Genomic DNA, 20,556 nt, shown 5'->3' on the forward strand with positions numbered 1-20,556 from the left:
GCCGTGGACATCGAGCGCCACGACCCGCGCGGCCGGGTCGCCGCCCACCACGCCGGCGGCACCGGGGTGGCCAGGATCGGCTACCCGATCGGCGTCCGTACGGCGGCGGTCGCCCGGCGCGAGCTCGTCACGCCGCGCATGCTCCGGCTCACCCTGGCGGGCCCCGAGCTGGACGGCTTCCACACTTACCAGGCCGACGACCACGTGAAGATCGTCTTCCCGGACGCCGACGGCACCCTGCGCGCCCCGGTCCCGAACGACCACCTGGAGCTGGACTGGCCCAGGCCGTATCCCACCACCCGCAAGTACACCGTGCGCCGCTACGACGCCGCCTCGCGGGAGCTGGACCTGGACCTCGTCCTGCACGAGGGCGGCGTGGCGGCCGGCTGGGCGGCCCGCGTCGCGGTCGGCGACCCGGTGACGATCGCCGGGCCGCCGGGGGCCAAGGCGTTCCCGCACCACTACCGGCACTGGGTGTTCGCGGTGGACGCCACCGCGCTGCCCGCGGCCGCGCGCTGGCTGGAGGAGTCGCCGTCCGGGGTCTCCGCGCACCTGGTGATCGAGACCGACGATCCGGCCGAACACGCGTACCCGCTGGCCGAGCGCGCCGGCGTGGAGGTGACCTGGCTCGTCCGCGAGGGCGGGCGGTCGCTGCTGGCCGAGACCGTACGGGGGCTGCGGCTGCCGGAGGGGCCCGCGTTCCTGTTCGCGGCGGGGGAGGCGGGCGACATCAAGCCGCTGCGCGCCTGGAGCACCGGCCGGCTGGACGCGCTGTTCACCGGCTACTGGAAGCGCGGAGTCGCCGGGCTTGAAGACTGACTCATTCGGGCGGCAGGGCGTCCTGGGGACCGGCTCTTCCGCCCGGCCGGCCGCCCAGGCGGCGCGGCGCCGGGTGGTCGTTCTCGCCGTCTTCGTCCTGTTGCTGCTGGCCGCGCTGGTCGCGAGCGTCTGCGTGGGAGCGCGGGCGATCGCGCCGGCCGACGTCTGGCGGGCGCTCGTCGGCGCCGACGGCGGCGAGGCGTACCTGATCGTGCATGACGTACGCGGGCCGCGCACGCTGCTCGGCCTCTGCGTCGGCGCGGCGCTCGGCGTCGCGGGCATGCTCGTCCAGACGCTCACGCGCAACCCGCTCGCCGAGCCCGGCCTCCTGGGGGTCACCTCCGGGGCCGGCTTCGCGATCAACGTCGGCGGCCTGCTGGGGCTGGCCGGCGGGCAGGCGGGGCAGCTCGCGCTGGCCTCGCTCGGCGCCGCGCTGACCGCCGTCCTCGTGTACGCGCTCGGCTCGGCCGAGCCGCTGCGCCTGGTGCTGACCGGCGTCGCGCTCAGCGCGGTGCTCTCCGGGATCTCGCTCGGCCTGCGCCTGATGCTGCCCGACGTGTTCGACAGGTACCGGTTCTGGTCGATCGGCTCGCTGGCCGGGCACGAGCAGGCGCCGCTCGCCCTCCCCACCGCGACGATCGTGCTCGCGCTGGCCGGCGCCGTCCTGGTGGCCCGGCCGCTCAACGCGCTGGCCCTGGGGGACGAGGCCGCGCGCTCGCTCGGCGGGAACGTCGTGCGCACCCGGGTGGCGGTGCTGGTGCTGGTCACCCTGCTGGCCGGGGCGGCCACCGCGGTCGCCGGGCCGATCGCCTTCCTCGGGCTCATGGTGCCGCACCTGGCCAGGCGGCCGGCCGGTGGGTCGGTGCCGTGGCTGATGGCGTACACGATGGTGCTGGGGCCGGTGCTGCTGCTGGCCTCGGACGTCACCGCGCGGGTGCTGCTGCCGACCGGCGAGGTGCCGGTGGCCGTGGTCACGGCCTTCGCGGGCGCGCCCGCGCTCATCTGGGCGGTACGGGCGCGCAGGCGGGTGGCGACATGAGCCGGCTGACCGGCGGGCGGGTGGCCGCATGAGCCGGCCCACCGGCGGGCGGGTGGCCGCATGAGCCGGCTGACCGGCGGGCGGGTAGCCGCATGAGCCGGCCCACCGGAAGGCGGAGTCGCATGAGCCGGGCCACCGCCGCTCCGCCCGTCCTGGCCCGGTCCGTCGTGCTGCGCGTGGGCTCGTGGTCCTTCCGCGCCGGCCGCAGGACGCTGATGGTGTCCGGCGCGCTGCTGGTCGCGGCCCTGGGCGTCGGCCTGCTCGGCCTCTGCCTGGGCGGCGGCTCGTGGACCGCACCCGGCGAGGTGCTGGCCGCGCTGGCCGGTGACGGCGATTCGGTCGTCGTGGTACGCGAGTGGCGCCTGCCCAGGGTCGTCGCCGGGCTGGCGTTCGGCGCGGCGCTCGGCCTGGCGGGGGCGGTCTTCCAGAGCCTCACCCGCAACCCGCTCGGCAGCCCCGACGTCGTCGGCCTGGACGCCGGTGCCTACACCGGCGCGCTGTTCGCGATCACCGTGCTCGGCGGCGGTGCCGGGACGCTCGCGGGCAGCTCCGTCGCGGGTGGCCTGCTGGCGGCGGCGGCCGTCTACCTGCTGTCGCTCGGGACGCGGCTGAGCGGGCTGCGCCTGATCGTCGTCGGGATCGCGGTCAACGCCATGCTGACGGCGCTCAACTCCTGGATCGTGCTCCGCGCCGACCTGGACGTGGCCATCGCCGCCACCGGCTGGAGCTCGGGCTCGCTGAACGGGCTGGACTGGGACGAGATCGCCGTGCCGATCGCCGTCATCGCCGCGCTCGCCCTGCTGCTGGCGGCGCTCTCGCCCGCGATGCGGCAGACGGCGCTCGGCGACGAGCAGGCGATCGCCTCCGGCGTGCGGCTGAACCCGCTGCGGCTGCTGCTCGTGCTGGCCGGCGTCGGCTGCACGGCGACGGTGACCGCGGCGGCCGGGCCGATCATGTTCATCGCGCTGGCCGCGCCGCAGATCGGCCGGCTGCTGGCGGGCACGGCCGGCGTCGCGCTCGCCCCGGCGGCGCTGGCGGGCGCGGTGCTGCTGCCGGCCGCCGATGTGGTCGCCCAGGTCCTGCTCGCCCCGGTCGCCCTGCCCGTGGGCGTGGTGACGACGGTGATCGGCGGCTGCTACCTCATCACGCTGCTCGCCAGGAAAGCGCGGCGCGCGGCCAGCCCACCCACGAGCTGAGCACGCGCGCCGCCCCCGCGCCGGTCTGCCCCCGCACAGGCCCGCCCCGCACAGGGCTGCCCCGCACAGGCCCGCCCCGCGCGCCGGGCCGCCGCGCGCCGGGCTGCCCCGCGCGCCGGGGCCGCCCCCGCCCCGCGCGAGCTGCCCCGGCGCCGGGCAGCGCAAGGGCGTCAGGGGGTGGGGTGGCTCGCGCGCATCTCGTGTTCGATGTCTCGGGCGGTCACTGACAGGGCGCCCACCAGCTCCGGTAGCCGGTTGCGGGAGAAGCGGCTGGTGGGCATCGACACCGACAGGGCCGCCTGGGCGCCGCCGTCGGGGCCGCGTACGGCACGGCCGACGGCGGTGACGCCCGACTCGGTCTTGCCGGCGTTGATGGCGAAGCCCCGCTCGCGGACGTTGCGCAGCTCGCGGCGGAGCGCCGTCAGGTTGGGCCGCTGGTCGAGCCGGTCGGCCCACTTGTCCTCGTCGTAGAGCCCGTCGAGCCGCTCCTGCGGCAGGTCGGCGAGCAGGACCTTGCCGCCCGAGGCCAGGTGGGCGGGGAAGACCATGCCCTCGCGGTTGCCGACCCGCAGCGCCTGCGTGCACTCGACGGAGCCGATGAAGCGTACGTGGTCGCCGGAGAGTATCTGCAGGTTCGCGCTCTCCTGGACCCGTTCGACCAGGGCGGCGAGGTGCGGCATGGCGACCGCGCGGAGCAGCGCGGTGTGCGACTGGGAGCGGCCGCCCAGCGAGAGCACCGGCCCGGCGGCGTACTGGTGGTCCTCGCGGCGGACCGCGAAGTCGCGGTAGACGAGCATGGCGAGCAGCCGGTGCGCGGTGGAGGGCGCCACCCCGAGCCGCCGCGCCGCCTCGCCCACCCCGAACGGGCCCTCGACCTGGAGCATGACCGCGAGCTGCAGCGCGTGATCGACGCTGCGGACCAGATAGTTGGGAGGATTCTTCACAGCAGAATCTCCTATTCTTTTCCGCTCCCCACGATACAAGCTGGAGACCCGCGGGAGCGGCGGCGTGCCGTCGCGCCGTCCCGCGTCGAGGACGCTAGGAGTGGACATGACCGAGATCGCGAACTCCCCGGTTCGCCTCACCGCCGTCGACTCGCCGGATCAGCCGACGCCGTCGGCGGCACTGGAGGAGCTGTACCGCGGCTTCGAGAAGGAGCTGCTGGTCCCGCTGTGGACCGAGATCGGCGACCTGATGCCGGTGCACCCGAGGAGCAAGGCGGTCCCGCACCTGTGGCGGTGGGAGAACCTGGTGGCGCTGGCCGGCGAGGCCGGGCACCTGGTGCCGGTCGGCAGGGGAGGGGAGCGGCGGGCGATCGCGCTCGCCAACCCGGCGCTCGGCGGCCGGCCGTTCGCGACGCCGACGCTGTGGGCGGCGATCCAGTACCTGATGCCGGGCGAGGACGCCCCCGAGCACCGTCACACCCAGCACGCCTTCCGTTTCGTGGTCGAGGGCGAGGGCGTCTGGACGGTCGTCGGCGGCGACCCGGTGCCGATGCGCCGCGGTGACTTCCTGCCGCAGGGCGGCTGGAACTGGCACGCGCACCACAACGCCGCCGACCGGCCCATGGCGTGGATCGACGGCCTGGACATCCCGTTCCAGTACGTCACCGAGTCCCAGTTCTTCGAGTTCGGCCGCGACCGGATCAGCGACGCCGAGCGCACCACGCCCGAGCGGTCCCGTTCCGAGCGGCTGTGGGGGCATCCGGGCCTGCGGCCGGTGTCCGCGCCCGGTGCGCGGACCTCCTCCCCGCTGCTGGCCTACCGGTGGGCCGACACCGACCGCGCCCTCGCCGACCAGCTCGCGCTGGAGGCCGAGGGTTACGCCGGCACGGTCGAGCCCGGCCACGCCGCCGTCCGTTACACCAACCCCACGACCGGCGGCGACGTGCTGCCCACCATCCGGGTCGAGATGCACCGCGTGCGCGCCGGCGCAGAGACCGCGCCCCGCCGGGAGACCGGATCCTCGGTCTACCAGGTCTTCGACGGCAGCGGCCGGATCACCGTCGGCGACCGGTCGTGGTCGGTGACCCGTGGCGACCTGTTCGTCGTGCCGTCCTGGACGCCGTTCTCGGCGCGCTCCGAGGCGTCGGCGTCCGACTCCGACTCCGGCTCGCTCGACCTCTTCCGGTTCAGCGACAGCCCGATCTTCGAGGCGCTGCGCCTCGACCGCTCCGACGTGGAAAGGCCGCAGGCATGAGGCTCGCCACCATCCGTACCTCCCAGGGGGGCACCCGCGCCGTGCGGGTCGAGGGGGAGACCCTGGTCGACCTGGGCCTCGCCGACGTCGGCGAGCTGCTGGCCCGGCCCGACCGGGCGGAGCGCGCCGCCCGGTCGGGCGAGCCGGTGGCGGCGTCCGGGTTCGCGCCCGTCGTGCCGAACCCCGGCAAGATCGTCTGCGTGGGGCTCAACTACCGCAACCACATCCTGGAGATGGGCCGGGAGCTGCCGCGGCACCCGACGTTGTTCGCCAAGTATCCCGAGGCGCTGGTCGGCGCGTACGACGAGATCAGGCTCCCGCCGGAGTCGGACCAGGTGGACTGGGAGGCCGAGCTGGCGGTCGTCATCGGGACGCGGGTGCGGCGCGCGGACGAGGCCGAGGCCGCCGCCGCCATCGCCGGGTTCGCCGTGCTCAACGACGTCACGATGCGCGACTGGCAGTACCGCTCGCCGATGTGGCTCCAGGGCAAGACCTGGGAGGCCAGCACGCCCTTCGGTCCTTATCTGGTCACGCCGGACGAGCTGGAGGGCGGCGTACGGCCCTCGCTCACGCTGACCGGCTGGGTGGACGGCGAGCAGGTGCAGCAGGCCGACACCGCCGACCTCGTGTTCGACCCGGTGGACCTGGTCCGCTACGTCTCCACGATCCTCACGCTCAACCCCGGCGACGTCATCGCCTCCGGCACGCCGGGCGGCGTCGGCCACGCCCGCAAGCCCGCCCGCTACCTCGCCGACGGCAGCGTCCTCGCCACCGAGATCACCGGCCTCGGCCGCTCGAAGGTCAAGGCCGTCGCCGAGGCGGTCGCGCGATGACCGGCGACCGCGGCCGCGCCGACAGCCTCCGCTGGACGGCCGAGGGCAGCGCGATCTTCTTCGACGCCCTGGCCGGGCTGCCGGACGAGCGCCTGGACGCGCCGACCGCCCTGCCGGGCTGGAGCGGCAGGCACCTGCTCGCGCACGTGGCCGCGAACGCCGACGCCCTGGCCAACCTGGTGCACTGGGCGCGCACCGGCGAGGAGCGCCCCATGTACTCCTCGCCGGAGCAGCGTGACGCCGACATCGCGGCGGGCGCGGCCAGGCCCGTCGCCGAGCTGCGGGAATGGGCGGCGCGGGCCGCCGACGACCTCGGCGCGCGCCTCGCCGAGCTGGACGAGCGGCAGTGGAAGGAGCACGTCCGCACCGCGCAGGGCCGTACGGTCACCGCCGAGGAGATCCCCTGGATGCGCGCCCGCGAGGTCATGGTGCACGCCGTGGACCTCGGCGCGGGGGTGACGTTCGACGACCTGCCCGCGGACTTCCTCGCGGCGCTGGTCGGCGACATCGCCGCCAAGCGCGCCGCCGCCCCCGGCCCGGCGCTCACGCTCACGGTCACCGGCGGCGGAACGTGGTCGATCCCCGGCTCCGGGCCCGCCGTCCCGCTCACCGGGACCCTCGCGGGCCTGGCCGCCTATCTCTCCGGCCGGGGTTCGGGCGGCGTGACCGGCGAGGCGGGCGGCCCACCCCCCGAGCTGCCGCGCTGGCTCTAGCCGCGAACCTGAAGAGGAAAGGAACGGACATGGTCGGAAACGGCCGCGACGTCGACGTCGTCGTGGTGGGCGGGGGCATCGGCGGCCTGGCCAACGCCCTGGCGCTGACGCGCAAGGGCCTGCGGGTCCGGGTGCTCGAACAGGCCCACGAGTTCGGCGAGGTCGGCGCGGGCCTGCAGATCGCGCCCAACTGCACGCGCATCCTCGACCGGTGGGGGCTGCTCGACGAGGTCACGTCGCTCGGCGTGCTCCCCGAGAGCATCGTCATGCGCGACGCCGTCGACGGCGAGGTCCTCACCCGGCTCGACCTGCGGGACGTGGAGCGGCGCTACGGCTTCCCCTACCTGGTGATCCACCGCAGCGACCTGCACGGCACGCTGCTGCGGGCCTGCCGCCGGGCCGGGGTGGACCTCGTCAACGACGTCACGGTCACCGGGTACGAGCAGGCCGCGGACGGAGCGGTCGCCGTGCACGCGGGAGGGCGCGAGCGGGGCGCGGTCGTCCTCGCCGCCGACGGGCTCCGCTCCGTGGCCCGCCGCCTGCTGAGCGACGACGAGCCGGTCAGCTCCGCCTACGTCGCCTACCGGGGCGCGGTGCCGTTCGAGCAGGTCGCCCGGCTCGACGTGCAGCCGAAGGACGTGGTCGTGCACGTCGGCCCGCGCTGCCACTTCGTCCAGTACGCGCTGCGCCACGGCGAGATGTTCAACCAGGTCGCGGTCTTCGAGTCGCCGAAGGCGCTGGCCGGCGAGGAGGACTGGGGCACGCCCGACGAGCTGGACGCGGCGTTCACGGCGACCAGCGAGCAGGTGCGGGCCGGGCTGCCGCTGATGTGGCGCGACCGCTGGTGGCGGATGTTCGACCGCGATCCGATCGACGACTGGGTACGGGGCCGCGTCGCCCTCACCGGCGACGCCGCGCACCCGCCGCTGCAGTACCTCGCGCAGGGCGCGGTCATGGCCATCGAGGACGCGTGGGTGCTGTCCGAGCACGTGGCCCGCCTGACCGGCCCGACCGGTGGCCCGACCGGTGGCACGGCCGGCGTGGACTGGGACGCCGCGCTGGCGGCCTACAACGCCGTCCGTCCCCTGCACTGCCGGCGGGTGCTGACCACGGCCCGCGCCTGGGGCAGGCTCTGGCACCACGACGGGGAGCGGCGGGAGTGGCGCAACGCGGTGCTCCGCGAGCGCGACGTCCACGACTACGCGTACGTGGACTGGCTCTTCGGGCCGACGGCGCTCACGCCCGGCGAGCTGCCGCCGATGTTCCCCGGGTACGACGGCGAGCCCGCCCTGGCCTGATTGCGGTCCACCGTAACGACGGTTTCGGGTCCGATCGGCCGAAGATTTCGGGAGCGCTCCCAAAGCTTCTGTGCTCCGCTTCACCTGCGCTTACGTAGTCTCCGGCCTCCGGACGCCCGCCTGGAAGGGGATGGACGCCCATCGACGGCCTTTTCGCGCGGGGTCTTGACATCGCAGGCAGACGATTTACTCAAAAGTTTGACCACCCTTTTGGACGTACCGCCCAGCAGGCTTTGAACTGGTCTTTTGCTGTTGTCTCACAAGCAGTCAGTATCGATGCAAATTCCGGCGAGTCCCTAATTTCATATTGAGACCGGCTCCGTGGAGAGGGATGTCATACTGCGCTGGGAGCGCTCCCGCCGACCCGTCCCCGACCTCCGAGGGCCCGGTACGTGAATCATCCCGACCCCCCGCTCGACACCCGCCGCCCCTGGGCCGCGCACATCTGGTGGATCGCCCTGGCCGCCGGCGCCGCCGGCTTCGCCTTCGTCTGGCTGGCCACCCCGCACACCCGCGACATCGAGGCCGCCTGGCAACTGGCCGCCAAACTGCTCGCCTTCGCCTGCCTGTGCTGCGCGATCGCGTTCTTCCCGTGGGTGTCGCCGCGGCTGCACTGGCTGCTGTACGTCCCGTTCGTCGTCCTGACCGGCTATCTCGTCCCGCGCATCAGCTGGTTCTACTACGGCGACGGCGCCCGCGCCCACGGCGACTCCTTCTACACCCACCTCTATCTGCTGCTCTATCCGGGCATCGTGCTCTCCGTCGCCGCCGCCTACCGCATCGGCGGCGGCTCGCCAGGCCGCTGCCTGAAGATCATGGCCACCGGCGTGCTGATCGTCTTCTCCGGTTTCCTCGACGTCATGTGGCAGGTGGTCAACCCGGTCACGATCCCCGAGACCATCGACGCCCCGCACATCAACCTGTTCACCGGCGGGCCGATCTCGTTCGGCGCGGCGATCTGGTTCACGCTCGCGCACGTCCCGATCATCGCCGGGATCAACCTGCTGCCCCTCGACCGCTGGATCGAGCGCCTGACCGGCGCCGCCCCGAGGAGGTGACCGATGCCCATCGAGATCTCGGTCGCGGCCCCCGCCTACAACGAGGCGGCCAACATCGCGGCGGCCGTCACCGAGTGGCGCGACTACCTGGAGCGCCACCCCGAGGTCGCCGCGTGGGAGATCGTCGTCTGCGACGACGGCAGCTCGGACGGCACCGGCCGGATCCTGCGCGAGCTCCAGGCCGGCTGCCCGCGGCTCACGGTCGTCACCTTCGCCAGCAACCGGGGCGCGGGCGCGGCCATCGCCGCCGCCATCGCGGCCACCCGTCTGGAATGGGTGGTCCTGCTCGACTCCGACGGCCAGTTCCCGATCGCCAACCTGGACGCCTTCATCGGGCGCATCCAGGCCGGCGGCGTGCTCGCGCTGTCAGGGGCGCGGATCAGGAAGGCCGACAGCCTGCCGTACCGGTGGGGGTCGGCCGCCAGCGGCGCGGTCAGCAACCTGCTGCACCGCACCCGCTACCGCGACTTCAACTCCATCTTCAAGGTCGTGCACGGGCCGCTGTTCCGGGCGCTGCCGCTGGAGTCGGCGGGCATGAACTGCTCCACCGAGATCACCGCCCGCGTCGCCGAGCTCGGCCACACCTGGACGGAGCTGCCCATCGAGCACCGCGAGCGGGGCGGCGGCAGCCGGGGCTGGCGGTTCTGGCGCGGCGCGCGCGACCGGGCGCTGTTCGTGGGCTACCTCGGGCTGCGGCACTGGCTGCTGCGCCGCGGCGTGCTGCGCGTGCCTGAGCGGGGTCTGCCTGAGCCGGGCCTGCCTGAGCCGGGCCTGCCTGAGCCGGGCCTGCCTGAGCCGGGCCTGCCTGAGCCGGGCCTGCCTGAGCCGGGCCCGCCCGAGCCGCGCCTGCCTGAGCCGGGCGAGCACGTCGGCGTGCCCGTACGGGAGGCCCGATGAGGGTGGCCATGTTCAGCGGCGGCCGGGGCGCGGCCGGCATCGCGCGGGCCCTGCTGCGCACGCCGGGCCTCGACCTCGCCCTGCTCGTCAACGGCTACGACAACGGCCTGTCCACCGGCGCGCTGCGCCGCTACCTGCCCGGCATGCTGGGCCCGTCCGACTTCCGCAAGAACCTCCTGCTCCACCTGGGCCGCGACGACCCGCGCCGGGCGCTGCTCGAACACCGGCTGCCGCCCGGCAGCACCCTCGCCGACCTGCACAGGATCGCCGGGGCCGCCCCCGAGCCGGTGGCGCGCGACCTGCGGATCTTCGCGGCGCGGCTGGCCGCCGGCCCCGGCGGGTTCGACCTGACGGACTGCGCGCTCGGCAACCTGGTGTTCGCGGGGGCGTACCTGCGGCTCGGGGAGGACTTCAACGCCGCCGTACGGGCCTGCGCCCGCACGTTCGCCACCCCGGCGCGGCTGCTGAACGTCACCGACGGCACGAACGCTTACCTCGTCGCGCTCAAGCAGGACGGACGGGTGCTGGCCGACGAGGCCGACATCGTCGGCCCGCAGGACGCCGCCGCCATCACCGATCTGTTCCTGCTGCCCGCGCCGCTCACCGGGCCCGAGCTGGCCGGGCTCGCGGGGCTGCCCGCCGAGCGGGTGCGCGAGCTGCTGTCCCGCCGCGCCGTCCCCGCCGCGCCCGACCCCGAGGCGCTGCGGGCGCTCGCCGACAGCGACCTCGTCGTGTACGGCCCCGGGACCCCGCACTCCTCGCTGCTGCCCAGCTACCTCACCCAGGGCGTGGCCGAGGCCGTCGCCGGAGGACGGTCGGCGGCGCGGGTGTTCGTGGTCAACGTGGGCAGCGACCACGACGTCCAAGGGCTGAGCGCGACCGACCTGGTGGACCGGGCGCTGGCGTACCTGGGCGACCCCGGCAACGAACAGCGCCTGATCACCCACATCCTCAGCCACGACGGTGCCGCGGGCGGGCCGGCGGTGCCGCGCGCCGTCGCCGAGCGGGGGACGTGGGCCGGCGCCCGCTGGATCGCCGCCGACCTGGAGGACCCGTGCCGTCCCGGCAAGCACCACGGCCCCCGCACCGTGGCGGCGCTGCGGGCGCTGCTCGGCGAGACGCCCCTGGCGCGGGCCGGATGAGCGGGGAGCGGTCCTGGCGCGTGTGGCTGTGCGACCTCGACGGGACGCTTCTGGACTCCTTCCCCGCGCACGAGGCCGCCTTCCGACAGGCGATCGCCGAGCTGGTACCGTCCCGGCTGGCCGGGTTCAGGTACGCCGAGCACGCCGGGGCGAGCACGGCCGCCGTCGCCGCCCGCCTGACCGGGGACCCCGATGTGGCCGATCGGCTGGCCCGGCGCAAGCAGGGGCTCTACCGCGAGCACGTACGCGCCGGGCGGGTCCGGCCCTTCCCCGGCGCGCGTCTCCTGCTCGACCGGCTCGCCGCCGGCGGGCGGACGGCGTACGCGGTGACCGGCGGCAGCCGCGTGTCCGTCGCGCGGGCGCTGGCCGGCGCCGGGCTGGCGGACGCCTTCCGCGACGTGCTGACCGCCGACGACATCCCGGTCAGCAAGCCCGACCCGGAGGTCTACCGCCTGGCCTGCCGCCGCTGGGACGTGGACCCGGCGGAGGCGGTCGTGCTGGAGGACTCCGCGCACGGGGTGGCGGCGGCGCTCGGCGCGGGCCTCGCGACGCTGCACGTCCACACCGCCGAGCCGATGCCCGGCGCGATCGGGGCGGGCGACCTGCACGACGTGGTGTCCCTCGTAGGAGAAGAGATGAACGGCAGTGAGTGAGCGGGGGGTGTGCGCCGTCGTCCCGGCGGCGGGGCGGGGGACCCGGCTGGGCTCCGGCGTACCCAAGATCATGATCGAGGTCGCGGACGGCGTGACGCTCTGGCACCTGCTGCGCAGGCGGCTGCGGCCGGCCGCCGGGCACGTCCACGTCGTCGTCTCGCCCGACGGGGAGGGCCCGTTCCGCGCGCTGGCCGCCGCGGACCTGGCCGGCGGCGGGGTGTCGGTGAGCGTCCAGGAGCGGCCCACGGGCATGGGGGACGCGATCTTCGGCGCGGCGGCCCGGCACTGGGCGGCGTACGAGACGATCCTGGTGGTCTGGGGCGACCAGGCGAACCTGTCGGCGGAGACCGTGCGCGCGGTGCTCGCCGCGCACCCCGGCGAGGGCGTCACGCTGCCGCTGGTCGCGATGGCCGACCCGTACGTGGAGTACGAGCTGGCCGGCGGCGAGCTGGTCCGCGTCCGGCAGTCCAGGGAGGGCGAGGAGTGCCGGCCCGGCGGGCTCAGCGACGTGGGCGTGTTCTGCCTGGCCACGGACGGGCTGGAGGCCGCCTGGGCCCGCTACGTGGCAGGGGCCGGGCGGGGCGCGGCCACCGGAGAGGTGAACTTCCTGCCGTTCCTGACGCATCTGTCCCGGGTGGAGCGCCGGCCGGTGACCGTCGTGCCGGTCGCCGACCCGGCCGAGGCACGCGGCGTGAACACGCCCGAGGACCTGGAGTTCGCCCGCCGGACGTACCTGCGGTGCCCGGACTGAGCGCCCCCGAGCGCCGCAGCACGCGCGGCTGGCTGGCCGCGCACCGGTGGGCGGCCGGGCCGACCCTGGTCAGCACGCTGGCCAGCGGGATCGCCGCGGCCACCACGCTGGTGATCGCGCGCGGAGCGGGGGCGGCGGCGTTCGGCGACTTCACGGTGGTGCTGTCGATCGCGCTGATCGTCACCGTCGGCATGCTGACCAGCCTCCACTACGTCATGCTGCAGGAGCTGCCGCGCGCCGCCCCCGAGGAGCGGCCGGCGCTGCTGACGACGGCGCTGCTCGCCACCCTGGCCGTGAGCGCGGCCCTCGCCGGGCTCGCCCTGCTGGCGGCGCCGCTGCTCACCGCCGCGCTCAACGTGGACACCGGGACGCTGGCCGCCGGGCTGGCGCTGGCCGCGTCCATGACGGTCAACCAGCTCGCGGAGAGCTTCCTGCGGGGGCTGAAGCGCTTCGCGTTCGTGGCGTGGCTGAAGCTGGCCGTCGCGCTCTGCTACCTGGGGGCCGCCTGCTTCTGCCTGCTGGTGCTGGGCGTGCGGGAGGCGGAGCCGTACCTGGCGGCGCTGATCGTCACGAACGCCGGGTTCGCCGTGGTCGCGGTGGCGGCGGCCCGGCCGCGGCTCGGGGCCTGGTCGGCGCGGCTGGCCGTGACGCTGTACCGGCACGGCGGCTGGGTGACCGCGATCGCCGCGCTGAGCGGCGTGCTGTTCGGGGTGGACGTGATCTTCCTCAACCACTGGGCTCCGGCGGCCGACGTGGGCGTCTACTCCGTCTACAACGGCTTCCCCAAGCGGCTGATGGGCGTGGTGTTCACCGACGGGATCGGGCTGGCGCTGCTGCCGCTCATGGCCACCACCGACAAACCCCTGCTGATGCGGCGGATCGCCCGGCTGGCGCCCGCCGTGGCCGTCGCGACTGCCGTGCTCTCCTTCGCCGCGAGCCTGGTGTTCTTCCTGCTGATGCGCGGCGCCTACCCGTACGCGCCGGAGCTGATGGCGCTGTCCGCGCTCGGCATCGGCCTGCACACCGCCTTCAACCTGTACTCGGTGGCGCTGTCCATGGACGGGGTGCGCGGCGCGAAGGTGCTGGCCGGCTGCCTGCTGGTGAGCGCGCCGCCCGCGCTCGCCGTGCTCGCCGTCTGCGTGCGCCGGGACGGGCTCACCGGCGGGCTGGTGGGCTTCGCGCTGGTCAACCTGGTCCTGCTGGCCGTCGTGGGGACGACGGCCGCCCGGAGATACCGCTCGTGAAGGACGTCATGAGAATCGCCTGCATCGTCAACCAGTTCCCGCCGAACGTGACCGCGGGACTCGGCCGGTACGTCGAGCTGATCACCCCGCACCTGGCCCGCGACCACGACCTGACCGTCCACACGCCGAACGACGGCGCCCTGCCCGTGGACGAGCGGGTGGACGGGGTCGCCGTGCACCGCCCGCGCGTCCGCCTGCCCGGCGGCGGCAGGCGGCTGAACCGCACCAGGCGGGCGGAGTTCCTGCTGCTCGCGGCGCGCGTGGTGGCCAGCAACTGGCGCTACGTGCGGCGGCTGCGCCGCGGCCCCCGGCCCGACCTGGTCGCCGTGCACGACTCCACGAACTTCCTGGCCGGCCTGCTCTGCCACTACCTGCTGCGGCTGCCGGTCGTCTTCCACGTCCACACCACCGAGTACGGCGTCGCGCCGCAGCGCAGCATCGCCGACCCGTTCAACCTGTTCGCCGCGCTGGAGCGGTGGCTGGCGCGCGTCTCGCGGCGGGTGGTGGTCGCCACGCCCGAGGTGCGCGAGCAGCTGCTCGCCGCCGGGTGGCGGCGCACGCCCATCGACGTGGTGCCGCTCGGCGGCACGTACGAGGCGGCGCTGGCCGGCCCCGCCTTCGACCGGGAGGCGCTGCGGGCGGAGGCGGCCGAGCTGCGCCGGTCGCTGGGGCTCGCCGAGCGGGACCGGGTGCTGCTGTTCGTCGGCAGGATCGAACGGCAGAAGGGCGTCTACCAGCTCCTGGAGGCGATGCGGGAGGTGGTGAAGGCGGTGCCGGGGGTGCGGCTGGTGATCGCCGGCGAGGGCGACGAGACGGGCGTGCGGCGCATCGTGGCGGCGACCGGGCTGCGCGGGAAGGTGGTGTGCTCCGGGCGGTTCGTACCGGCTCGGGAGCTGATGGCGTACTACGAGCTGGCCGAGGTGTGCGTGTTCCCGTCGCTGTTCGAGCCGTTCGGGCTGGTGGCGACCGAGGCGATGGCGCTCGGGCGGGCCGTGGTGCTCGGCGACGGCTTCTCGCGGATCTTCATCGGGCCGGACCCGGCGCGGCCGGCGGTCCGGTTCGTCCGGGCGAGCGAGCCCGCCGACATCGGGCGCGGCGTCGTCGAGGTCATGTCGGACGCGGCGCTGCGGCGGGCGCTGGCCGGGCGCGGGGAGCGGCTGGTCAGGGAGGGGCTGAGCTGGGAACGCGCCGCCGCCGAGACGCTCGCCGTCTACGACGCGGCGCTCAAGCCCTGAAGACCCGCTTTTAGGCTCTGGCCGGGCGGAGCACGCGCAGGGAGCCCACCGCCAGCCCGGCCACGAGCACCACGTGCACGGCCAGGTGCACGGCCATGAAGTAGGCGGTGAACCCCGCCCCCCGCTCCCGGTGGACGAACCGCAGCAATCCCGGATCCGCCACCACGAACCACCCCACCAGCGCCACCGGCACGGCCAGCAGCGCCGGTGACAGCAGCGCCAGCGGCAGGCAGGCCAGGGCGAGCGCGCAGGCGAGGATGCCGGCCCGGCTGTTGGCGTTCTCCGGCTTGGCCGCGCCGCGCCGGGCGGTGGCCAGCGCCAGCGGGATCAGCGGCAGCGCCCGCCGCCACTGCTCGCCGAGTACCGGCAGCAGCCGGTGCCCCTCGTCGTGCCGGCCCACCACGGCGTCGGACAGCACGATCCTGGTGCGGACCGCGAGGCGGCTGCTGTACTCGACGTCCTCGCAGTCGCGCAGGCTCTCGTCCAGCGCGCCGGCCGCCGCCAGGACCTCGCGCCGCACCGCGGCCAGCGCGAACACCACGCTGTTGACCTCGCCCACGTGCCGGCTGCGCCAGTGCACCTGGTGCAGCAGGCGGTACCACTCGACGGGGCCGTCGTCGATGAGCGGCTCGGTGTCGTACACGCCGTGCACGCAGCCCACGCCCGGATCCGACTCCAGGATCGCCATGGCGCCCGCCACGGCGTCGGGGCGCAGCGCCACGTCGCTGTCCAGGAAGAAGATCACCTCGCCGGTGGTGCTCGCGACGCCGGCGTTCCTGGCCGCGGACACGCCGCGGTTGTCCGGCAGGCGTACGACCCGGCAGCCCAGCTCCTCGGCCACGGCGGGGGAGCCGTCGGAGCTGGCGTCGTCCACCACCACGATCTCGTCGGGCACGCGGGTCTGCGCCAGCACCGACTCCAGGCACAGGCGCAGGGTCCGCGCGGCGTTGTAGCAGGGCACGATCAGGGAAACTCTCGTCACGGGGGACCCCTCGGCAACGGCTCGTCCTGACGGCCGGCTGCGACGCCCCGGCCACCCCTCCATGATCCCGCATCGCGCCCGTCATGGGGGCCGTAGAGGTCGTCTGTCTTGAAATTAGATCATTTCTCCAGAAAAATGCTCTGGCATGACCTCTCTCGCGGTGGTGACCGGCGGCAATCGCGGCATCGGGCACGCGGTGTGCGCCCGCCTGGCGGCCGACGGCTACAAGGTGCTGCTGGTCGCCCGCGATCCCGTACGGGGCCGGCGGGCCGCCGCGGCGCTCGCGGGCGACGTCGAGTGCGTGCCCGGCGACCTCACCACCGTGGCGTCCGTCCGCAGGCTGGCCGAGGACCTGCGTACGCGGTGCCCGCGCGTCGAGGTGCTCGTGCACAACGCCGGGCTCTGGCCGAGCCGCCGCGTCCTGACCGGCGACGGGCTGGAGGAGTCGTTCGCGGTCAACCACCTGGCGCCGTTCCTGCTCAACCACCTGCTGGAGGACCGGCTCGAACGGGTGGTGCAGGTCAGCGCGGGAATCTACGTCAAGGGCCGGGCCGAGCCCGGACGCACCGCCGTCGGCGCGGACTTCTCCTCCCTGCGCACCTACGCCGACACCAAGCTGTGCAACCTGCTGACCGTGCCGCTGTTCGCCGAACGCTGGCGCGACCGGGGGATCACCATCGACGCCGTGCACCCCGGCGTGATCCGCACCGGGCTGGGCGACCGCGGCGGCCCGCTCGGCTGGCTGCTCAAGGCCGCCAAACGCAAGTGGGCCACGCCCGAGGAGGGCGCCGCGCCGGTCGCCGCCCTCGCCCGCGACACCGGCACCGGCCGCTACTTCGACCAGACCAGGGAGGTCCCGCTGGAGGGACCGGCCGCCGACCGCGACCTCGCCCGGCGCATCTGGGACGAGGCCGAGGAGCTGACGGCGGCCCGGTGACCCCGCACAGGCGCAGCGCCGAGACGATCACGAAGCTCCTCGACACGGCCCTGGAGCTGCACCCCGGCGACTTCACCCTGAGGGCCGTGACCGAGCGCAGCGGCGTCAGCATGGGCAGCCTGTACCACCACTTCGGCAGCCTGGAGGGGCTGGCGGCCGCGCTGTACAGCCGGTGCATGGCCGAGCTGCTCGACGCGCTGATCGCCGCCGTGGAGAGCGCCGCGGACGCCCGTGACGGCGTGTGCCGGGCGGTGCGGGCGTACCTGGACTTCACCGGTAGCCATCCGGACAAGGCGCGCTTCATCCACGCGGGGCCGTACGCGATCGACCTCGGGCCGCACGCCGAGCGCATCGCGGCCGGCAAGGCGGAGCGGCTGGCGCGGCTGAACGACTGGATCGGCCGCCACATGGCGGCGGGAGCGGTCGCGCCGCTGCCGGCGGCGCAGGTGGAGATGCTGCTCATCGGGCCGGTCGCCGAGGTGACCAGGCGATGGCTGGCCGGGGCGCCGGGCATCGACCTGGCCGAGGCGGCACGCATCCTGCCCGACCGCATCTGGCGCTCCCTGAGCCCCTGACCGCCCGGCTCAGCGGCCCCGCGGACGCCGGCGACGGGCAGGGCAGACGGGCCACGCGGTAGAGCGCGACGATCAGGGTCACCGCGGCCACGAACCAGGCGACCGCACCGAGCCGCCAGGGGGGAGGGGGAAGACCTCGCTCCGCCGCTAACCTGTTCGTTCTGGCGGCGGACGGCACGCCTGTCTGCTGATCAGGGAGGAAGACCAGTGATCGATGAGAGTTATGCCAAGTGGTTCGGTCTGCACACCAATGACGTCCTCCACCTTGTTTGGTGCTCCGCCACCACGACCGATGTCTTGGCGGCCTACGGCATCTCTCCCGAGAACACGAAGCCGATGCGCTTTCAAAGTGACGATATCGATATGCTCATTGGGCATCTCGGTAACGGCACGATCATCATGGACTACGACGTCGATTATTGGGCGCGCGGATGTCTTCCCGCCCTGGCGCAGTATGGACCCTGTCTGAGCGCTGCATGGTGCGACGACGCTCCGGCGATCGTGTCCTATTACGCTCAAGGCGGTCGCGTAGTCGCGTTCGACGCGAGCTTTCGGGACTGGTACCCGGATCCGGATCTCGCCAGCGTCGAAGAATGGATCGCCGCTACGCCAGGCGGTAGGGAAATGTGGGACACCCGCTGGGACCGCGCCATACTTATGACCGCCGAAGCGCTGCTGCAAGCTGCGGTGGACGATGAATGGATGCGATCGACCCACATTGGCGTTACCTTCCCGGAATGAGAGGCCGCCGGGCGGCGCTCCAGGGAAGTGCGGGCGCTGGTCAGGGGCGGACGGCGCCGGCGAGGCGGCCTCGCCAGTAGGCGTCGAGGTCGACCACCTTGACGACGTCGCCGGTCTGCGGGGCGTGCACCATCTTGCCGTTGCCCGCGTACATCCCCATGTGGCCGAGGCCCTTGCTGAACAGCAGGTCGCCGGGCTGGAGGGCGGTCAGGGGGACGCGGCGGGAGGCGCCCCAGCTCCACTGCGTGTACGTCGTACGCGGCAGCGTGACCCCGGCCGCCCGCCACGCGGCCTGGACGAGGCCCGAGCAGTCGTAGGAGCCCGGCCCCGTGCCGCCGTACCGGTAGGGCTTGCCGACCTGGGCGAAGGCGAAGCGGAGCGCCGCGCGGGCGCTGCCGGAGGCCGGGCCCGTGTACGGGATGCCGTGGCTCGCCGGGTCGCCGGTGCGGAAGGTGCCCAGCCGGCGCAGCAGCTTGGTCTGCTCATCGACCATCTCGTCCACCTTGTCGCGCCGGCCGCGTACCTGGTCGCGGGCCTCCTCCGCCTCCGCCAGGACGGTTCTGGCCTGGGCGTGCCGTCGGCGCAGGTCCGCGTCGGCGGCCTCGTACGCGCGCAGCTTCGCCGCCCGCGCCCGCGCGATCTCGTCGAGCGAGGCCACGCCGCCGAGCAGCGCCTCCGGGCTGCCCTGCCCCACCAGCCTGGCCCAGCCGTCCGCGGAGCCGATCTGGTAGTCGCTGACCACGGCCGCCATGAGGTCGCGGCGCAGGGCGGCGGCAGCGGCGTCCTTGCGGCCGATCTCGGCGTCGAGCGCCGCGTACTTCGCGCGGGCCTTGCGGTAGGTCTCGTTCGCCTGGTTGTACTGCTCGACGAGCTGGTCCGCCTGCTCGTTGAGCTTCACCAGCTTCGCCCTGGCCTGGGCGGGGGTCGGCTCGGCGAGCGCGGCGCCGGGGTGGACGGCCGCCCCGGCGACGGCCAGCGCCGCCGCGACCGCCGCCGCGCGCGCGAGCCTTGTTGGCACGGCCACTCAGCCTCCTCGTGGTCTCCCTGTCCGGTGGGCGGGCGGCCCATAGGGAGGTACGCCCGCGGCGGCGGGCGCGTTCAACGAGGAGCCGGAGGAGTCAGTGGTGGTAGCGGTGGACGACCGCGTGCCCCTTGCCGCGCCCGATCAGCCACTTGTTCACGGGTGTGGTCAGCACGAAGGCGGTCACCAGCGAGCCCGCCAGCGCCGCCCAGAACAGGCCGCTGTCCAGGCCCGCGTCCATCGCGCCCGGCACGAGCAGCATGACCGCGTTGTCGAGGACCTCCATCACCGCGATGGAGACGGTGTCGGCGGCCAGCGCGACCTTCAGCGCGGTGCGAAGGTCGACGCCGGCCCGCAGCACGCCGCGCATGGTGAGCGCGTAGCCGAAGAGGAAGGCGAGCGCCACGGACAGCACGACCGTGGCCAGGCCGGACAGGCCGCGCCAGGTGCCGATGACCATGCCGAGCACCTCGCCGATGGCGCAGCCGGTCAGGCAGTGCAGGGTCGCCTGCGCCGCCGCGGCCCAGGTGGCAGCGGGAGGTTCGGGGGCCGGGTGATGATGATCGCCGTGTTCCATGACGCTCCTTGAGGGGGTGGCGTCAGGAATTATAGGGGGAGGGGGTATATGGGTGTCTTTGGCGGGGGTCGCGGGCGGCGGTCAGGCGGCCGTCCTGGCCGCCGAGGCCGCCGAGGCCAGCGTGCGCCACCCGGCGGTGACCGCCCCCGCGAGCAGCGTCACCCCCGACAGCACGCCGCTGACGAACGGCACCCACGCGATCGCCGCCGTCCCGGTCATGACCAGGCCCGCGACCCCGAGCACGGTCAGCAGCGCCCCCGGCACGACGATGTCCCAGGTCCGCCAAATCGGCGCCAGCGCCACGAAGTGCACGCCCACCACCACGGCGATCCACGCCACGTTGGCCTGTACGGGACGCTCCCACGCGGCGAGCACCCGCAGCCCGCCGAACAGCAGCAGCGCCTCGGCCGCCACCACCGCCAGATAGCCGCGGCCGAACATCGGCCCTCCGCTGCCGCCCTCGCCGGTCCGCTGCCCGCGCGCGACGCTGAACCACATCGCGGCGACCGCGACGGCGGCCAGGCAGGCCGCCACTCTGAGGAACGTCGCCACCACGCCGTTCAGCGGCTCGTGCGCGTTCACGACGACGAAAACGGCGCCGAAGACGGCGCCGATGAGCAATCCAGTGATCCTTTGCATGCCGACC

Annotated in this window: 22 protein-coding genes and 1 pseudogene; 17 read left to right on the forward strand and 6 right to left on the reverse strand. The window is 74.3% G+C overall.

What is annotated here, in order from left to right:
• Window positions 1–3: 3 nt before the first annotated feature.
• The 3 genes from ACBR40_RS19130 to ACBR40_RS19140 all read left to right on the forward strand — a co-directional run bounded on the left by ACBR40_RS19130 (window position 4) and on the right by ACBR40_RS19140 (window position 3,054).
• A complete protein-coding gene (locus ACBR40_RS19130) occupies window positions 4–819 on the forward strand; it encodes a siderophore-interacting protein (protein WP_344211674.1) in 816 nt (271 codons plus the stop codon).
• Window positions 809–1,858, forward strand: coding sequence for a FecCD family ABC transporter permease (locus ACBR40_RS19135; protein ID WP_371249588.1), 1,050 nt, complete (start codon window positions 809–811; stop codon window positions 1,856–1,858). Before ACBR40_RS19130 ends, ACBR40_RS19135 begins: the two co-directional genes overlap by 11 nt.
• A 122-nt stretch (window positions 1,859–1,980) precedes the next feature.
• Entirely contained in the window at window positions 1,981–3,054 is a 1,074-nt protein-coding gene (locus ACBR40_RS19140; RefSeq protein ID WP_371249589.1) for a FecCD family ABC transporter permease, read from the forward strand.
• A 170-nt stretch (window positions 3,055–3,224) separates the two neighbouring features.
• On the opposite strand, the gene ACBR40_RS19145 is transcribed toward ACBR40_RS19140, so the two are convergent.
• Window positions 3,225–3,998, reverse strand: coding sequence for an IclR family transcriptional regulator (locus ACBR40_RS19145; protein WP_371249590.1), 774 nt, complete (start codon window positions 3,996–3,998; stop codon window positions 3,225–3,227).
• A 100-nt stretch (window positions 3,999–4,098) separates the two neighbouring features.
• Here ACBR40_RS19145 and ACBR40_RS19150 point away from each other — a divergent pair, with 100 nt between their 5' ends.
• From ACBR40_RS19150 to ACBR40_RS19175, 6 genes and pseudogenes are all read left to right on the forward strand, one after another.
• The gene (locus tag ACBR40_RS19150; protein WP_344218376.1) at window positions 4,099–5,253 is read left to right on the forward strand and encodes a cupin domain-containing protein; all 1,155 of its coding nucleotides are present in this window, start codon (window positions 4,099–4,101) and stop codon (window positions 5,251–5,253) included.
• Window positions 5,250–6,086 (forward strand): fumarylacetoacetate hydrolase family protein, encoded by an 837-nt coding sequence (locus ACBR40_RS19155; RefSeq protein WP_371249591.1) that lies wholly within the window; start codon window positions 5,250–5,252, stop codon window positions 6,084–6,086. The genes ACBR40_RS19150 and ACBR40_RS19155 overlap by 4 nt, the downstream gene beginning before the upstream one ends.
• Entirely contained in the window at window positions 6,083–6,799 is a 717-nt protein-coding gene (locus ACBR40_RS19160; protein ID WP_371249592.1) for a maleylpyruvate isomerase family mycothiol-dependent enzyme, read from the forward strand. The genes ACBR40_RS19155 and ACBR40_RS19160 overlap by 4 nt, the downstream gene beginning before the upstream one ends.
• Before the next feature lie 29 nt (window positions 6,800–6,828).
• Window positions 6,829–8,097 (forward strand): FAD-dependent monooxygenase, encoded by a 1,269-nt coding sequence (locus tag ACBR40_RS19165; protein WP_371249593.1) that lies wholly within the window; start codon window positions 6,829–6,831, stop codon window positions 8,095–8,097.
• Between the two features lie 392 nt (window positions 8,098–8,489).
• On the forward strand, window positions 8,490–9,155 hold the full coding sequence (locus tag ACBR40_RS19170) for a hypothetical protein (protein WP_344218368.1): 666 nt from the start codon (window positions 8,490–8,492) through the stop codon (window positions 9,153–9,155).
• 3 nt (window positions 9,156–9,158) lie between these two features.
• Window positions 9,159–9,641, forward strand: a pseudogene (locus ACBR40_RS19175) (glycosyltransferase family 2 protein); the annotation flags it as partial.
• Here the strand turns inward: ACBR40_RS19175 and ACBR40_RS19180 are convergent.
• The gene (locus ACBR40_RS19180) at window positions 9,522–10,022 is read right to left on the reverse strand and encodes a pentapeptide repeat-containing protein (RefSeq protein ID WP_371249628.1); all 501 of its coding nucleotides are present in this window, start codon (window positions 10,020–10,022) and stop codon (window positions 9,522–9,524) included. The pseudogene ACBR40_RS19175 and the gene ACBR40_RS19180 sit on opposite strands and share 120 nt — an antisense overlap.
• 26 nt (window positions 10,023–10,048) lie before the next feature.
• Here ACBR40_RS19180 and ACBR40_RS19185 point away from each other — a divergent pair, with 26 nt between their 5' ends.
• From ACBR40_RS19185 to ACBR40_RS19205, 5 genes are read left to right on the forward strand one after another with little or no spacing between them, the layout of a single operon-like run.
• Entirely contained in the window at window positions 10,049–11,194 is a 1,146-nt protein-coding gene (locus ACBR40_RS19185; protein WP_344218364.1) for a 2-phospho-L-lactate transferase CofD family protein, read from the forward strand.
• Complete coding sequence (locus ACBR40_RS19190) at window positions 11,191–11,847, forward strand: HAD family hydrolase (protein WP_371249594.1); 657 nt, start codon at window positions 11,191–11,193, stop codon at window positions 11,845–11,847. The genes ACBR40_RS19185 and ACBR40_RS19190 overlap by 4 nt, the downstream gene beginning before the upstream one ends.
• Window positions 11,840–12,598 carry an NTP transferase domain-containing protein gene (locus ACBR40_RS19195; protein ID WP_371249595.1) on the forward strand — a complete coding sequence of 253 codons (759 nt, stop codon included), beginning with the start codon at window positions 11,840–11,842 and terminating at the stop codon, window positions 12,596–12,598. Before ACBR40_RS19190 ends, ACBR40_RS19195 begins: the two co-directional genes overlap by 8 nt.
• On the forward strand, window positions 12,586–13,842 hold the full coding sequence (locus tag ACBR40_RS19200) for a hypothetical protein (protein WP_344218358.1): 1,257 nt from the start codon (window positions 12,586–12,588) through the stop codon (window positions 13,840–13,842). Before ACBR40_RS19195 ends, ACBR40_RS19200 begins: the two co-directional genes overlap by 13 nt.
• A gap of 8 nt (window positions 13,843–13,850) precedes the next feature.
• The gene (locus ACBR40_RS19205; protein ID WP_371249596.1) at window positions 13,851–15,077 is read left to right on the forward strand and encodes a glycosyltransferase family 4 protein; all 1,227 of its coding nucleotides are present in this window, start codon (window positions 13,851–13,853) and stop codon (window positions 15,075–15,077) included.
• Window positions 15,078–15,087: 10 nt separating this feature from the next.
• On the opposite strand, the gene ACBR40_RS19210 is transcribed toward ACBR40_RS19205, so the two are convergent.
• Window positions 15,088–16,059, reverse strand: coding sequence for a glycosyltransferase family 2 protein (locus tag ACBR40_RS19210; RefSeq protein WP_371249597.1), 972 nt, complete (start codon window positions 16,057–16,059; stop codon window positions 15,088–15,090).
• Between the two features lie 145 nt (window positions 16,060–16,204).
• Here ACBR40_RS19210 and ACBR40_RS19215 point away from each other — a divergent pair, with 145 nt between their 5' ends.
• The 3 genes from ACBR40_RS19215 to ACBR40_RS19225 all read left to right on the forward strand — a co-directional run bounded on the left by ACBR40_RS19215 (window position 16,205) and on the right by ACBR40_RS19225 (window position 18,312).
• Window positions 16,205–16,996, forward strand: a complete 792-nt coding sequence (locus ACBR40_RS19215; RefSeq protein ID WP_371249598.1) for an SDR family NAD(P)-dependent oxidoreductase — start codon at window positions 16,205–16,207, stop codon at window positions 16,994–16,996.
• Window positions 16,993–17,571: a TetR/AcrR family transcriptional regulator gene (locus tag ACBR40_RS19220; RefSeq protein ID WP_371249599.1), complete on the forward strand. Its 579-nt coding sequence runs from the start codon at window positions 16,993–16,995 to the stop codon at window positions 17,569–17,571. The genes ACBR40_RS19215 and ACBR40_RS19220 overlap by 4 nt, the downstream gene beginning before the upstream one ends.
• 207 nt (window positions 17,572–17,778) lie before the next feature.
• The gene (locus ACBR40_RS19225; protein WP_371249600.1) at window positions 17,779–18,312 is read left to right on the forward strand and encodes a hypothetical protein; all 534 of its coding nucleotides are present in this window, start codon (window positions 17,779–17,781) and stop codon (window positions 18,310–18,312) included.
• Window positions 18,313–18,352: 40 nt separating this feature from the next.
• Here the strand turns inward: ACBR40_RS19225 and ACBR40_RS19230 are convergent, their stop codons facing one another.
• The 3 genes from ACBR40_RS19230 to ACBR40_RS19240 form a co-directional block, all read right to left on the reverse strand.
• Window positions 18,353–19,336, reverse strand: coding sequence for a C40 family peptidase (locus ACBR40_RS19230; RefSeq protein ID WP_371249601.1), 984 nt, complete (start codon window positions 19,334–19,336; stop codon window positions 18,353–18,355).
• A gap of 94 nt (window positions 19,337–19,430) precedes the next feature.
• On the reverse strand, window positions 19,431–19,910 hold the full coding sequence (locus ACBR40_RS19235) for a DUF4396 domain-containing protein (RefSeq protein ID WP_344218346.1): 480 nt from the start codon (window positions 19,908–19,910) through the stop codon (window positions 19,431–19,433).
• A gap of 81 nt (window positions 19,911–19,991) precedes the next feature.
• A complete protein-coding gene (locus ACBR40_RS19240) occupies window positions 19,992–20,549 on the reverse strand; it encodes a hypothetical protein (RefSeq protein WP_371249602.1) in 558 nt (185 codons plus the stop codon).
• Between the last annotated feature and the right edge of the window lie 7 nt (window positions 20,550–20,556).

It is taken from the genome of Nonomuraea sp. AD125B (assembly GCF_041402765.1).
GTDB classification, from domain to species: domain Bacteria; phylum Actinomycetota; class Actinomycetes; order Streptosporangiales; family Streptosporangiaceae; genus Nonomuraea; species Nonomuraea bangladeshensis.